The sequence below is a fragment of the Azospirillum agricola genome (assembly GCF_020005195.1).
GTDB lineage: Bacteria > Pseudomonadota > Alphaproteobacteria > Azospirillales > Azospirillaceae > Azospirillum > Azospirillum agricola.
The window spans coordinates 1,616,813-1,630,310 of sequence record NZ_JAIFZR010000005.1 but is presented as its reverse complement, the minus strand read 5'-3'; the positions used below and the strand labels follow the sequence as shown (position 1 = coordinate 1,630,310).

Sequence of the window (13,498 nt, the reverse complement as noted above, 5' to 3'; positions counted from 1 at the left end):
TTCTCCCTGTTTTGTTTCGGGTCTTACAGGAAGCTGTAGGGATCGACATCGATCTGTACGCGGACCGCGGGTGGAATTTCAACGCGCTCCAGCCATTCCGCAATCAGGGGCTGCACCGGGGTGCTGCGCGGCGCCTTCAGCAGCAGACGGCGGCGGTGGCGGCCGCGCAGCAGCGCCAGCGGTGCCGGGGCCGGCCCCAGCACATGCACCGTCTCGCTGCGCGGCGCGGCGCGGCCGAGCGCCATCGCCACCCGCTCGACCAGCGTCGGATCCTCGCCGGACACGATCAGCGCCGCCAGCCGGCCGAAGGGCGGCATCCCGGCCTCCAGCCGCATCTCCGCCTCCAGTTGGTAGAAGCCGTCGCGGTCGCCGGCGGCCAACGCCTGCATCACCGGATGCTCGGGCATGAAGGTTTGCAGCATGACCCGCCCCGGCCGCTCGCCGCGCCCGGCCCGGCCCGCCACCTGATGCAGGAGCTGGTAGGTCCGCTCGGCCGCCCGCAGGTCGCCGCCGTTCAGGCCCAGGTCGGCATCCACCACGCCCACCAGGGTCAGCATCGGGAAATGGTGGCCCTTGGCCATCACCTGGGTGCCGATGATGATGTCGAGTTCATGATCCCCGACCTTGCGCACCATCTCCTGGATGGCGCGCGGGCCGAACAGCGTGTCCGACGCCATGATGGCGGCGCGGGCCTCGGGAAAGAGTTCGGCCACCTCCTCGGCGATGCGCTCCACCCCCGGCCCGCAGGCCGCCATGGTGCCCTCCTCGCCGCATTCCGGGCAGGCGTGCGGCAGCGGCTGCTGCAAGCCGCAATGGTGGCACTGGAGCTTGCGCGCGAGCCGGTGCTCGACCAGCCAGGCCGTGCAGTTCGGACACTGCATGCGGTGGCCGCAGGCGCGGCACAGCGTCAGCGGGGCGTAGCCGCGCCGGTTCAGGAACAGCATCGCCTGCTCGCCGCCGGCCAGCGTCTCGGTCAGCGCCCTGGTCAGGCTCGGCGCCAGCCAGTGGCGGGCCGGCGGGCGGTCGCGCCGCAGGTCGACCAGCTCGATGTCCGGGAGCACGGCGCCGCCGTGACGGCCCGGCAGCTCGATGCGGGCGTAGCGCCGGCTGTCGGCGTTGACCTTGGTCTCCAGCGACGGGGTGGCCGAGACCAGCACGATCGGCAACCCGCCGAGATGGGCCCGCGCCACCGCCATGTCGCGGGCGTGGTAGATGGCCCCCTCCTCCTGCTTGTAGGCCGAGTCGTGTTCCTCGTCGACGACGATGACGCCGAGGTCGGGGTAGGGCAGGAACAGGGCGGAGCGGGCGCCGACCACCACCGGCACCTCGCCCTTGGCGACGGCGCGCCAGGTGTCGCGGCGCTGGGCGCCGGTCAGCTCGGAGTGCCATTCGGCCGGCGGCGCGCCGAAACGGCGGGCGAAGCGGTCGAGCCATTGGGCCGACAGCGCGATCTCCGGCAGCAGGACCAGCGCCTGCCTGCCCTGCTTCAGCGCGGCGGCGATCGCCTCGTAATAGACCTCGGTCTTGCCCGACCCGGTGACGCCGTCGAGCAGCACGGTCGAATAGCCGCCGGCCTCGACGCGGGTCCGCAGATCGTCGGCGGCGGCCTGCTGGGTGGCCGACAAAGCCGGGCCGGGGCGCAGCCAGTCGGGCTGGCGGCCGATGGTCGTCGGGTTCAGCATCACCGGCTCCAGCAGCCCGGCCTCGGCCAGCCCGCGCACCACGGTGACGCCGCAACCGGCTTCCTCGGCCAGTTCGGCCGGCGTGCGCGGCGGACCGCCGGCCAGCGTGTCGCCCACCGATGTGTCTTCCAGCAGGGCCAGCACGCGCCTGCGCGGGTCGGTCATCTTGAAGCCGGGCGGCGGCTCGGCGCCGGGCTTGCGGGTGTAGGCCAGCATCGGCCTGGGCGGCTCCAGCGCCGAGGGCACGCTCATCGCCATGCGCAGCACGAAGCCGGGCAGCGTCATGGTGTAGGCGGCAACCCACTCGACGAAGCGGCGGGCGACATCCGTCATCGCCGGCACGTCGAAGCGGCGGACGACGGCCTTTAAGCGCCCGCTCTCGACCTGCCCGCTCCCCGGTCCCCAGACGACGCCGACGACGCGGCGGGGTCCCAGCGGCACCTCGACCACGTCGCCGGGGTTGAGAATCATGCCGTCGGGCACGCGGTAGTCATAGGGCTCGCGCAGCGGCAGCGGCAGCAGCACGGCGACGCGCGGCACCGGCCCCAGAAGATCACCCTGGCCGCTGGGGCCGGAACTGGCGGAAGGCTCACGCATCGGCTACAGTGACCTCATGTCCCGGACACCGGGCGGGGCGGCGCGTCGGTAAGGTGCCGGTGCGGCCGGTCCCGGTCATCTTCTGCAAGCATGGACCCTTCGTCATGAAGTTCTTCGTCGACACCGCCGACATCGCCGAAATCCGCGATCTGGCCGATTCCGGTCTGCTGGACGGTGTTACCACCAACCCCACCCTGATCGCCAAGAGCGGCCGCAAGTTCCTCGACCTCGTCGCCGAGATCTGCGAGGTGGTGAACGGCCCGGTCAGCGCCGAGGTGGCCTCGACCGATTTCGAGACCATGCTGGCCGAAGGCCACAAGATCGCCAAGATCTCGCACCGCGTCGCGGTGAAGGTGCCGCTGACCCCGGCCGGGCTCAAGGTCTGCAAGATCCTGTCGTCGGAAGGGACGATGGTCAACGTCACGCTGTGCTTCTCCCCGGCGCAGGCCATCCTCGCCGCCAAGGCCGGCGCCACCTTCGTGTCGCCCTTCGTCGGCCGGCTGGACGACATCGGCCAGGACGGCATGGGCATCATCACCGACATCTGCGAGATCTACAGCAACTACGAACAGTTCAAGACCGAGGTGCTGGTTGCCTCGATCCGCAACCCGATGCACATCGTCAAGGCCGCCCGCCTGGGCGCCCATGTGGTGACCGCCCCGGCGTCGGTGCTCAAGCAGCTCTTCAACCACCCGCTGACCGACAAGGGCCTCGCCCAGTTCGTCGACGACTGGAAGAAGACCGGCCAGTCGATCCTCTAAGGGCGGGCCGACGCGCCATGGGCCGGGAGCCGGGCCACACCCAACGACCGACGCACACCCTCTCCGCCGAGGATGTCTGCGCCTATCTGCGGGACCACCCGGATTTCCTGGTCCAGAACGCCGATCTGGTCCACCACCTGACCCCGCCGTCGCTCGACCGCGGGCGCGGGGTGGTGGACCTCCAGGCCTTCATGGTCGAGCGGCTGCGCGGCGAGGTGCGGCGCCTGAAGGCCGAGCAGCGCGAGCTGATCGCCACCAGCCGCGCCAACCTGAACAGCCAGAACCGCATCCACGCCGCCGTGCTGTTCCTGCTCGACGCCCAGAGCTTCGAGCAGCTGATTCAGACCATCACCACCGATCTGGCGGTCCTGCTCGACCTCGACGTCGCCTGTCTGGTCGTCGAATCGAACGGGGCCGACATCCCGCACGTCCACACGTCCGGCGTGCGCGTGGTCGAGCCGGGCGCCATCGCCGAGCGGCTGGGCCGCGCCGACGTGGTGCTCAACAAGGACATCCAGGGCGATCCCGAACTCTACGGCCCCGGTGCCGGTCTGGTGCGCTCGGAGGCGCTGATCCGCATCCATGTGTCGAGCGAGACGCCCGAGGGGATGCTGGCCTTCGGCAGCCGCGAGCCCGACACCTTCCACGGCGGCCAGGGCACCGAGCTGGTCGGCTTCCTCGCCCGCGTGGTCGAGCGGGTCATCCGCGGCTGGCTGGAACTGCCGGCGTGAGCGAACGCGGATGACCACACCCCGATGACCGGACCAAGCCTCGGCTTCGCCGCGAAGCCCGACGCGCAGGAGGCGCTGGAGCACTGGCGCCGCTGGATGGAGAGCGAGCGCATCGTCTCGCGCCACACCCTGTCGGCCTACATCGGCGACGTCGCCGAGTTTCTCCAGTTCCTCACCGAATACCGCGGCGGCGCCACGCCCTCGCTCAACGATCTCGGCGACCTGAAGGCCGGCGACTTCCGCGCGTGGCTGTCGCGCCTCGCCATGGCCGGGCTGGTCGGGGCGAGCCGGGCGCGCAAGCTCGCCGCCGTGCGCAACCTGTTCCGCTGGCTGGACCGCAGCGGGCGCCTGCACAACCCGGCCGTCGGCACCCTCACGACGCCCAAGGTGCTGCGTCCGGCCCCCCGCCCGCTGACCGAGATCGACGCCGACCGTTTCCTGGGCGAGGCCGAGCAGGACCGCGAGGAGCCATGGGTCGGCAAGCGCGACCGCGCCCTGTTCACCCTGCTCTACGGCTGCGGCCTGCGCATCTCGGAGGCGCTGGGGCTGGCGCGCAAGGAGGCGCCGCTGGGCGACACGCTGCGCGTCACCGGCAAGGGCCGCAAGGAGCGCATGATCCCGGTGCTGCCGGCGGTCAACGAGGCGGTGCGCGCCTATCTCGACCTCTGCCCCTTCACGCTGGCGCCGGACGGGCCGCTGTTCGTCGGCGTGCGCGGCAAACGGCTGAGCCCCGGCATCGCCCAACACCAGATGCAGCGCCTGCGCGGGCTGATGGACCTGCCGGACAGCGCCACCCCGCACGCCCTGCGCCACAGCTTCGCCACTCATCTGCTGGCCGGCGGCGGCGACCTCCGGGCGATCCAGGATCTGCTGGGCCACGCCTCGCTCTCCACGACCCAGCGCTACACCGACGTCGAGAGCGAGCAGCTGATGAGCGTCTACCGCTCCGCCCATCCACGGGCGCGGAAGACGTGACGCTGGACGAGCGGGCGATCGCGCGGGGAATGGTTGGATTTCCCCGAGCCAGGGCTTACCTATCCGCCCTCCCCTTCCCGAACGGCGCCCTCCCTTGACCGACTCCCGCTTTCCCACCAAGGACGCCGTCCTCGCCTTCATCCGCTCCAGCACGGTGCCGGTCGGCAAGCGGGAAATCGCCCGCGCCTTCAAACTGTCCGGCTCCGCCGACCGCGAGCGGCTGAAGGAGCTGCTGCGCGACCTGGAGGCCGGCGGCACCGTCGAGCGCGGCCGCAACAAGCGCATGGCCCCACCCCAGTCGCTGCCCGAGATCGCCGTCCTGGAGGTGTCCGGCATCGACCCCGACGGCGAGCTCCAGGCCCGCCCGCTGACCTGGACCGGCGAGGGCGCGCCGCCGCGCATCTTCCTGCTGCCGGAGTCCAAGGGTGGGCGCAAGGGCGACCGCCCCGGCCTTCCCGCCCTGGCCGTCGGCGACAGGCTGCTCGCCAAGCTGGCCCGCATCAACGACCGGCTCTACGAGGGCCGCATCGTCCGCCGGGTGGACGCCGGAACCGACGGCCGCATCCTCGGCGTCTACCGGCCGGCGCCCGACGGCGGGCGCATCCTGCCGACCGACCGCCGCAACCGCACCGAGTTCGTCGTCCTGCCGCCCAACCGGGGCGAGGCCGAGGACGGCGACCTCGTGCTCGCCGACATCCTGCCGGCCGGACGGCTCGGCCTGCCGCAGGCCCGCGTCACCGAGCGTTTCGGCTCCACCGCCGAGCCGCGCGCCTTCAGCCTGATCGCCATCCACAGCCACGGCCTGCCGACCGGCTTCCCCCACGCCGCCCTGCGCGAGGCCGAACTGGCCGCCGTGCCGCCGCTCGGGCAGCGCGAGGATCTGCGCGCCATCCCGCTGGTCACCATCGACGGCTCCGACGCCCGCGATTTCGACGACGCGGTGTGGGCGGAGGCCGACCCCGACCCGGCCAATGCCGGCGGCTGGCACCTGCTGGTCGCCATCGCCGACGTTTCCTACTACGTCCGCCCCGGCTCGGCGCTCGACCGCGCCGCCTATGAGCGCGGCAACTCGGTCTATTTCCCCGACCGCGTCGTGCCGATGCTGCCGGAGGCGCTGTCGAACGGGCTGTGCTCCCTGCGGCCGGGCGAGGACCGCGCCTGCCTCGCCTTCCATCTGTGGCTCGACCGCAACGGTGCGCTGATCCGGCACCGGCTGGTGCGCGGGCTGATGCGCTCCGCCGCCCGGCTGACCTACGAACAGGTCCAGGCCTGCCGGGACGGGCGGCCGGACGACGACACCGGCCCGCTCGCCGAACCGGTGATCGCCCCGCTCTACGGCGCGTACGCCCGGCTGTGGCAGGCGCGCGCGCGGCGCGGCACGCTGGAGCTCGATCTGCCGGAACGGCGCGTACGGGTCGACGAGCGCGGCCGGGTCCTCGGCATCGCCGTGCGCGAGCGGCTCGACAGCCACCGGCTGATCGAGGAGTTCATGATCGCCGCCAACGTCGCCGCCGCCGAGACGCTGGAGACGCGGACCATGCCCGGCCTCTACCGCGTCCACGACCAGCCGGCGATGGAGAAGATGGAATCCCTGCGCGGGTTCCTGACCAGCCTCGGCCTCGCGCTGCCCAAGCGGCAGGAGCTGACGCCCGACCATTTCACCCGCATCCTGCGCAAGGTGGAGGGCACGCCCGAGGCCCCGCTGGTCAGCGAGGTCGTGCTGCGCGCCCAGGCACAGGCCGTCTACAGCCCGGAGAACATCGGGCATTTCGGCCTCGCCCTGCGGCGCTACGCGCATTTCACCTCGCCGATCCGCCGCTACGCCGATCTGATCGTCCACCGCGCGCTGATCCGCAGCCTCAACCTCGGCGTCGGTGGGCTCGACGACGGGACGCTGGGACGGCTGGAGGAGATCGGCGACCACATCTCCACCACCGAACGGCGGGCGGCGGCGGCGGAACGCGACGCGGTGGACCGCTTCACCGCCGCCCATCTCGCCGACCGGGTGGGCGATCGCTTCACCGGCCGCATCGCCGGGGTGACGCGCTTCGGCCTGTTCGTGCGGCTCGACGAGAGCGGCGCCGACGGGTTGGTCCCGGCCAGCACCCTGCCCGACGACCGCTACGAGCATGACGAGGCGAGGCACGCGCTGGTCGGCGAGCGCGGCGGCCGCGCCTACCGCCTCGGCGCGCCGGTGGCGGTGGTGCTGACCGAGGCCGATCCGCTGACCGGCAGCACCCTCTTCCGGCTCGCCGACTCCGGGGCCGATCCCCAGGTGTGACCGTCAAGCCACGCTTCCGCTCACCAGCGAAAGCGTGGCGTTTCAGCGAGTCGGTCAGGCAAGCGTGGCCTTGACGCCACACTGGCATGGAATTCGCAAGATTGTGTTGGGACTCTCAATTTTGTCCCGCTTCGGCCACGAACGATGGTGCTATCTCTTACCCATCCGGGATCGGGATCATCCCCCCTCCGGTCCGGATTTGCTGGAAAGGGAGGCCGGGTTCGCCCCATGGCCAGTCGCGATCGCAACGCTCCGTCTCGCGTTTCGCCGTTCCGGGTTCTGTCGCATCGCCTGCGCGGAGCCCGACGCATCGCCGCTCCCGCCGCCGCCGCCTTCCTTGCCCTCAACGCCCATGGCAACCCGGTCCACGCCGTGCCGAACGCCGATCCGGCGACGGTCAGCGAACAGGTCTTCGCCGTCGGCTTCGGCAAGATCGCCGAGGTCTATCTGAAGCCGGTCAGCTTCGACCAGCTCGGCGTCGACGGGCTGAAGGGCCTGACCGTCATCGACCCGACCGTGAAGGTCGAGCGCGCCAACAGCACCGTACGCCTGTACGTGTCCGGCGGCCTGGCCGGCGAGTACGGCGCCGCCGGGGCGGCCGACGCCGCCGGCTGGGCGACCTTGACCACGCGCGTCATCGACCGCGCCCGCCTCTATTCGCCGCCGATCGCCCAGGCGACGCCCGAGCGCATCTATCAGGTGGTGTTCGATGGCGTGACCGCCGACCTCGACGGCTATTCCCGCTACACCGGCGTCCAGCGCGCGACCAACGAACGGGCGCAGCGCGAGGGCTACGGCGGCATCGGCGTCTCGCTCGACCTCGCCAACGGACGGGTGACGGTGCGCGACGTGCTGCCGCGCAGCCCGGCCGACCGGTCCGGCATGCGCGACGGCGACCAGATGCTCGCCATCGACGGCGACCTGACCGGCCGCATGAGCGAGGCCGACATGCGCGACCGGCTGCGCGGCCCGACCGGCACCATCGTCATGGTGACGCTGGCCCGCGACGGCGGCACGCCGCGCCGCCTGCCGCTGCGCCGCGAACGGGTGGTGCCCAACACCGTCAGCTACTCCATCACCGATCAGGTCGGCGTGATGAAGCTGGAACGCTTCAACGCGACGACCGCCGCCAACCTGCGCGAGACGGTGGCGACCATCCGCCAGAGCGCCGGGCGGAACCTGCGCGGCCTCGTGCTCGACCTGCGCGGCAACCCCGGCGGGCTGCTCGACCAGGCGGTGTCGGTCGCCGACCTGTTCATCCGGCGCGGCCGCATCATCGCCACCGAGGGCCGCCATCCCGACAGCCGCCAGCGCTTCGACGCCGCCCCCGACGACATCGCCGACGGGCTGCCGCTGGTGGTGCTGGTCGACGGCCGCTCGGCCTCCTCGGCGGAGGTGGTGGCGGCGGCGCTCCAGGATTCGGGCCGCGCGGTGGTGGTCGGCGCCTCCTCCTACGGCAAGGGCAGCGTCCAGACGGTGACCCGCCTGCCCAACGACGGCGAGCTCTTCCTGACCTGGAGCCGCATCTACACCCCGGCCGGCTACACGCTGCACCGCCAGGGCGTCCAACCCACCGTCTGCACCAGCCGGGCCGGCCAGGACGACCCCGACGCCCTGCTGGGCGACCTGCGCGACGGGCGGCTGCGCCCGACCCAGATCGCCGGCTGGCGCGCCAAGGCGGCCGACGACGAGCAGGCGCTGGCCCGGCTCCGCGAGTCCTGCCCCTGGAAGGAGCACGAACCGGAACTGGACCTGAAAGTCGCGACGCGCCTGCTGTCCGAACCGGCGCTTTACCAGCGCGCGGCGGCTCTTGCCGTGGTCAACACCGTGGCGGAGCGTTAGACTCGGCGACTTGGTCGGGGGATGATTTTCTTCTTGGAAGCCGCCTCCCTTAACTCTTGACATCGTGGTGGCAGACGGTATCTTCCGCCGCTACGACGCCGCCCCCGCCGGGCCGGCGGGCACGGATTTTTTGTCGGGATCGAGATCATGGCCAAGCAGAACACCGTCCTCATCAAGCTGCTGAGCACGGCTGACACCGGTTTCTTCTACGTGAAGAAGAAGAACCCGAAGAAGACCACCGAGAAGCTGTCGTTCCGCAAGTACGACCCGGTGGCTCGCAAGCATGTCGAGTTCAAGGAAGCCAAGATCAAGTAAGGCTCCCAATCGACCGTTCTACGAAAGGCCGCCCAATGGGCGGCCTTTTCGTTTTTGGGCCGATCCCAAACAGCTCCATCTCTTTTTGACAACCGCCTTCCCCATTCATCATGGCCGGGCTTGACCCGGCCATCCACGCGCAACCTTTCCATCGTGATTTGCGGCGATGGATGCCCGGACCAAGTCCGGGCATGACGCGCTGTTTCAGCCGATCTCGGTCAGCAGCCACGCCTTGAACTGGCGGACCCGGCGGGCCCGCTCGGCCCCCGGCGCGTGGGCGATGAAGTAGCTGCCGCGCTGGCGCAGGGTCTCGGCGAAAGGCTGCACCAGCCGGCCCGAGGCGAGATCGTCCTGCACCAGGAAGACCGGCAGCAACGCCACCCCCATGCCGGCCGACGCCGCCTCGATGATCATGAAGAAATGCTCGAAGCCGAGCGACAGGGACGATTCCGGCAGGGTCAGACCGAAGGCGCCGAGATAGCCGCGCCAGGAATCGGGCCGCGTCGTGTGCTGCAACAGCCGGTGCTTGGGCAGGTCGGAGGGGTGGCGCAGCGGCGGCCCCTGCTCCAACAGCGACGGCGCGCAGAAGACGCCGATCGTCTCGGCCATCATCGGCGTGGTGACGGTGCCCGGCCAGCCGGCCACCCCGAAACGGATGGCGACGTCCAGCGGCTCCTTGGCGAAATCGACGTTGTGCTCGCCGACGCTGACGTCCACCAGGATGTCGGGATTCTCGGCCTGGAAACGCTTCAGCCGCGGCACCAGCCAGCGCTGGGCCAGCGTCGGCAACGCGCTGACCCGCAGCACGCCGCCCTCCTGCAACCGCGCCGCGCGCGCCGCCGCCGCGATGCGGTCGAGCGCCTGGGACGCCTCGGCGTAGAACGCCTCGCCGGTCGGCGTCAGCTCGATGCCGCGCCCGACGCGACGGAACAGCTCGACGCCGAGGTCGGCGTGCAGGGTCTGCATCATGCGGCTCACCGCCCCCTGGGTCACCGACAGGTCGGCCGCCGCCTTGGTGAAGCTGAGATGGCGGGCCACCGCGACGAAGCTGCGGACGGCGTTCAGGGACGGCAGGGAGCGGTCGGACATGGGGTTGGGCCGATCTATGAGTTCAACTCATACAAATCCGACCAAGAACTCGTTTGTCAACCCCGCGACGATACGGTCTGCTGGGAACCGCAACAGCCATCCGCCAGCGGGAAAGAGACCTCACCCATGAGCACACTGACGCCCTTCCACATCGCCTTCCCGGTCGACGATCTGGCCGAGGCCCGCCGCTTCTACGGCCATGTGCTCGGTTGCCCGGAAGGGCGGAGCAGCGACCAGTGGATCGACTTCGACCTGTTCGGCCACCAGATCGTCGCCCACCTGAAGCCGCGCGACGAGGCGACTCCCGGCGCCCACCACAACCCGGTGGACGGCCACGACGTGCCGGTGCCGCATTTCGGCGTCGTGCTGCACCCCGCCGACTGGGATGCCCTGGCCGAGCGCCTGAAGGCGGCCGGCGTCAAATTCGTGATCGAGCCCTACACCCGCTTCAAGGGGCAGGTCGGCGAGCAGTCGACCATGTTCTTCCTCGACCCGGCCGGCAACGCGCTGGAGTTCAAGGCGTTCGCCGACATGGGGCAGCTGTTCGCGAAATAAGGATCGTCCCTCTCCCGATGCGGGAGAGGGACCTCAATCCGCCGCGCCGGCCATCATCAGGCCCAGCCGCTTCTCGTCGGCCTCGTCGGGAGCGACCTCCCCCACCAGATGGCCGTCGAACATCACCAGGATGCGGTCGGACAGCGCGCGGATCTCGTCCAGCTCGACCGACACCAGCAGGATCGCCTTGCCCTGGTCGCGCAGGGCCACCAGACGGCGGTGGATGAACTCGATGGCGCCGATGTCGACGCCGCGCGTCGGCTGGCCGACCAGCAGCAGGTCGGGATTCCGCTCGATCTCGCGCGCCAGCACGATCTTCTGCTGGTTGCCGCCGGAAAAGTTGGCGGCGCTCAGGCCGCCATCGCGCGGACGGGTGTCGTAATCCTCCATCTGGCGGGCGCAACGCTCGGCCACCGCGCCACGGTCCAGCAGCAGGCCGCCGTTCCAGGCCGGGTCGTCCTGGAAACCGAGGATCGAGCATTCCTCCGCCGAGAAGCTGGTGACCAGGCCGACCCGCTGGCGGTCTTCCGGGATATGGCCGACGCCGAGCCGGCGCAGCGCCCGCGCGTTGAAGCGCTCGGGATGCCCGGCCAGCTCCTCGCCGCGCAGCCGCACCGACCCGCCGGCGATGGGCCGCATCCCGGCCAGCGCCTCCAGCAGTTCCGACTGGCCGTTGCCGGAGACGCCGGCGATGCCGACGATCTCCCCCGCCCGCACCGACAGGCCGACGCCCTTGACCCGCTCCACCCCGGACGGGTCGCGCACCCGCAGCCCCTCCACCCGCAGCACCTCCGCACCCGGCCGGGCCGGCGGCTTGTCGACCCGCAGCAGAACCTTGCGGCCGACCATCAGCTCGGCGAGCTGCTCGCGGCTGGTGTCGCGGGTGGCGACGTCGGCGACCACCTGGCCGCGCCGCATGACCGTCACGTTGTCGGTCAGCTCCATGATCTCGCGCAGCTTGTGGGTGATGATGACCACCGTCTTCCCCTGCGCCCGCAGCGCGCGCAGGATGCGGAAGAGATGGTCGGCCTCCTGCGGGGTCAGCACCCCGGTCGGCTCATCGAGGATCAGGATGTCGGCGCCGCGGTAGAGCGCCTTCAGGATCTCCACCCGCTGCTGGGCCCCGACCGGCAGATCGCCGACCGGACAATCCAGATCCACCTCCAGCCCGTAGTCGCGGGCCAGCCGGGTCAGCTCGGCGCGGGCGCGGGCCAGCCCGACCGACAGCGTGACGCCGCCCTCCGCCCCCAGCAGCACGTTCTCCAGCACGCTGAAGGGATCGACCAGCATGAAGTGCTGGTGGACCATGCCGATGCCGGCGGCCAGCGCGTGACGCGGGCTGCGGATGGCGACCGGCCGGCCGTTCACCCGGATCTCTCCGCTGTCGGCGCGCAGATAGCCGTAGACGATGCTCATGATCGTCGACTTGCCGGCGCCGTTCTCGCCGATCACCCCGTGGATGGTCCCGGCGGGGATGGCCAGCGAGACGTCGCGGTTGGCGTGGTTGGCGCCGAACCATTTGTTGATCGCCACCGCCTCCAGCGCGGCCGGAGGCGAGGCCGGGGCGGAGCCGGGGGCGGGATTCGGGGGCGGGAGGGCGCCATCCATGGCGGGGCCGTGGCGTCAGGGCTGGTAGGGCTTCACCGCCAGCTTGCCGTCGATGATGTCCTTCCTGGCGGCCTCCAGCTTCGCCTCGACCTCCGGGGAGATCAGCGCCCGGTTGTTGGCGTCCAGCGCGTAGCCGACGCCCTCCTCCTTCAGCCCGACGACGCGGTGACCGGGCTTCCAGCTCCCCTCCTTGGCGGACTTCATGCAGTCGTGGACGACGACGTCGACCCGCTTGACCATCGAGGTCAGCACCTTGCCGGGATGGACATGGTTCTGGTTGCTGTCGACGCCGATGCCGAGCTTGCCGGCGTCCGCCGCCGCCTGGAGCACGCCGAGGCCGGTGGCGCCGGCCGCCGCGAACACCACGTCGGCGCCGCGCCCGAACTGGCTCTTCGCGAGTTCGGCGCCGCGCGTCGGGTCGTTCCAGGCGGCCGGCGTGGTGCCGGTCATGTTGACGAACACCTCGTTGCCGGCCGCGACGTGCTTCACGCCCTGCTCGTAGCCGGTCAGGAAGTTGCGGATCAGCGGGATGTCCATGCCGCCGACGAAGCCGACCTTGCCGGTCTTCGACACCAGCGCCGCCGCCATGCCGACCAGGAAGGAGCCCTCATGCTCCTTGAAGGTCACCGACTGGACGTTGGGCGCGTCGAGCTTGTCGTCGATCAGGCAGAATTTGGTGTTGGGCGAATCCTTGGCGACCTTCTCGACGGCGGCGGTCTGCGAGAAGCCGACGGCGACGATCACCGAGGCGCCGCGCCGCACCAGCGTGCGCATCGCCTGCTCGCGCTGGCCCTCGTTGGTGATCTCGAACTCGCGATAGGCGGTGCCGGTGTCCTTCTTGAACTTTTCGGCGCCGTTGTAGGCGGCCTCGTTGAAGGACTTGTCGAACTTGCCGCCCTGGTCGAACACCACGGCCGGCACGAACTCCTGCGCCACGGCCGGGGCGGTGGCGGCGACCATCGGCAGAGCCAGGGCCGAACCCGTCAACAGCGCGGCAAGAAAACGCGTCTTCATGTCCCACCCTCTCCCGGACGTCGAAACTTGACCCAAAGGATATCCGTC

Annotated in this window: 11 protein-coding genes; 7 read left to right on the top strand and 4 right to left on the bottom strand. The window is 70.8% G+C overall.

Annotated elements, in window-relative coordinates; genetic code table 11:
• Positions 1–23: 23 nt before the first annotated feature.
• Positions 24–2,279, bottom strand: a complete 2,256-nt coding sequence (locus tag JN22_RS22765; protein WP_085556076.1) for a primosomal protein N' — start codon at positions 2,277–2,279, stop codon at positions 24–26.
• Between the two features lie 104 nt (positions 2,280–2,383).
• Between JN22_RS22765 and fsa the strand changes: the two genes are divergently transcribed.
• The 6 genes from fsa to rpmG all read left to right on the top strand — a co-directional run bounded on the left by fsa (position 2,384) and on the right by rpmG (position 9,184).
• The gene (gene fsa, locus JN22_RS22760; protein WP_085557304.1) at positions 2,384–3,040 is read left to right on the top strand and encodes a fructose-6-phosphate aldolase; all 657 of its coding nucleotides are present in this window, start codon (positions 2,384–2,386) and stop codon (positions 3,038–3,040) included.
• Between the two features lie 17 nt (positions 3,041–3,057).
• The gene (locus JN22_RS22755) at positions 3,058–3,771 is read left to right on the top strand and encodes a DUF484 family protein (RefSeq protein WP_085556075.1); all 714 of its coding nucleotides are present in this window, start codon (positions 3,058–3,060) and stop codon (positions 3,769–3,771) included.
• A gap of 24 nt (positions 3,772–3,795) precedes the next feature.
• A complete protein-coding gene (locus JN22_RS22750; protein ID WP_085556074.1) occupies positions 3,796–4,746 on the top strand; it encodes a tyrosine recombinase XerC in 951 nt (316 codons plus the stop codon).
• Between the two features lie 94 nt (positions 4,747–4,840).
• Positions 4,841–7,027, top strand: coding sequence for a ribonuclease R (rnr, locus tag JN22_RS22745; RefSeq protein ID WP_085556073.1), 2,187 nt, complete (start codon positions 4,841–4,843; stop codon positions 7,025–7,027).
• A gap of 228 nt (positions 7,028–7,255) precedes the next feature.
• A complete protein-coding gene (locus JN22_RS22740; RefSeq protein ID WP_085556072.1) occupies positions 7,256–8,869 on the top strand; it encodes a S41 family peptidase in 1,614 nt (537 codons plus the stop codon).
• Between the two features lie 147 nt (positions 8,870–9,016).
• A complete protein-coding gene (gene rpmG, locus JN22_RS22735) occupies positions 9,017–9,184 on the top strand; it encodes a 50S ribosomal protein L33 (RefSeq protein WP_085556071.1) in 168 nt (55 codons plus the stop codon).
• 204 nt (positions 9,185–9,388) lie between these two features.
• Here rpmG and gcvA read toward each other — a convergent pair whose 3' ends face one another.
• Positions 9,389–10,273 carry a transcriptional regulator GcvA gene (gcvA, locus tag JN22_RS22730; protein WP_085556070.1) on the bottom strand — a complete coding sequence of 295 codons (885 nt, stop codon included), beginning with the start codon at positions 10,271–10,273 and terminating at the stop codon, positions 9,389–9,391.
• A 126-nt stretch (positions 10,274–10,399) separates the two neighbouring features.
• Here gcvA and JN22_RS22725 point away from each other — a divergent pair, with 126 nt between their 5' ends.
• Positions 10,400–10,828, top strand: a complete 429-nt coding sequence (locus JN22_RS22725) for a VOC family protein (RefSeq protein WP_085556069.1) — start codon at positions 10,400–10,402, stop codon at positions 10,826–10,828.
• Positions 10,829–10,861: 33 nt separating this feature from the next.
• Here JN22_RS22725 and JN22_RS22720 read toward each other — a convergent pair whose 3' ends face one another.
• Both JN22_RS22720 and JN22_RS22715 read right to left on the bottom strand, forming a co-directional pair.
• Positions 10,862–12,436 (bottom strand): ABC transporter ATP-binding protein, encoded by a 1,575-nt coding sequence (locus JN22_RS22720; protein WP_223677848.1) that lies wholly within the window; start codon positions 12,434–12,436, stop codon positions 10,862–10,864.
• A gap of 15 nt (positions 12,437–12,451) precedes the next feature.
• Positions 12,452–13,450, bottom strand: a complete 999-nt coding sequence (locus JN22_RS22715) for a BMP family lipoprotein (protein WP_085556068.1) — start codon at positions 13,448–13,450, stop codon at positions 12,452–12,454.
• Positions 13,451–13,498 lie beyond the last annotated feature (48 nt).

Excerpts from the sequence above, each read along its gene's own strand:
- JN22_RS22765 (WP_085556076.1), bottom strand. The coding sequence starts at position 2,279 with ATGCGTGAGCCTTCCGCCAGTTCCGGCCCCAGCGGCCAGGGTGATCTT.
- fsa (WP_085557304.1), top strand. The coding sequence starts at position 2,384 with ATGAAGTTCTTCGTCGACACCGCCGACATCGCCGAAATCCGCGATCTG.
- JN22_RS22755 (WP_085556075.1), top strand. The coding sequence starts at position 3,058 with ATGGGCCGGGAGCCGGGCCACACCCAACGACCGACGCACACCCTCTCC.
- JN22_RS22750 (WP_085556074.1), top strand. The coding sequence starts at position 3,796 with ATGACCGGACCAAGCCTCGGCTTCGCCGCGAAGCCCGACGCGCAGGAG.
- JN22_RS22740 (WP_085556072.1), top strand. The coding sequence starts at position 7,256 with ATGGCCAGTCGCGATCGCAACGCTCCGTCTCGCGTTTCGCCGTTCCGG.
- rpmG (WP_085556071.1), top strand. The coding sequence starts at position 9,017 with ATGGCCAAGCAGAACACCGTCCTCATCAAGCTGCTGAGCACGGCTGAC.
- gcvA (WP_085556070.1), bottom strand. The coding sequence starts at position 10,273 with ATGTCCGACCGCTCCCTGCCGTCCCTGAACGCCGTCCGCAGCTTCGTC.
- JN22_RS22725 (WP_085556069.1), top strand. The coding sequence starts at position 10,400 with ATGAGCACACTGACGCCCTTCCACATCGCCTTCCCGGTCGACGATCTG.
- JN22_RS22720 (WP_223677848.1), bottom strand. The coding sequence starts at position 12,436 with ATGGATGGCGCCCTCCCGCCCCCGAATCCCGCCCCCGGCTCCGCCCCG.
- JN22_RS22715 (WP_085556068.1), bottom strand. The coding sequence starts at position 13,450 with ATGAAGACGCGTTTTCTTGCCGCGCTGTTGACGGGTTCGGCCCTGGCT.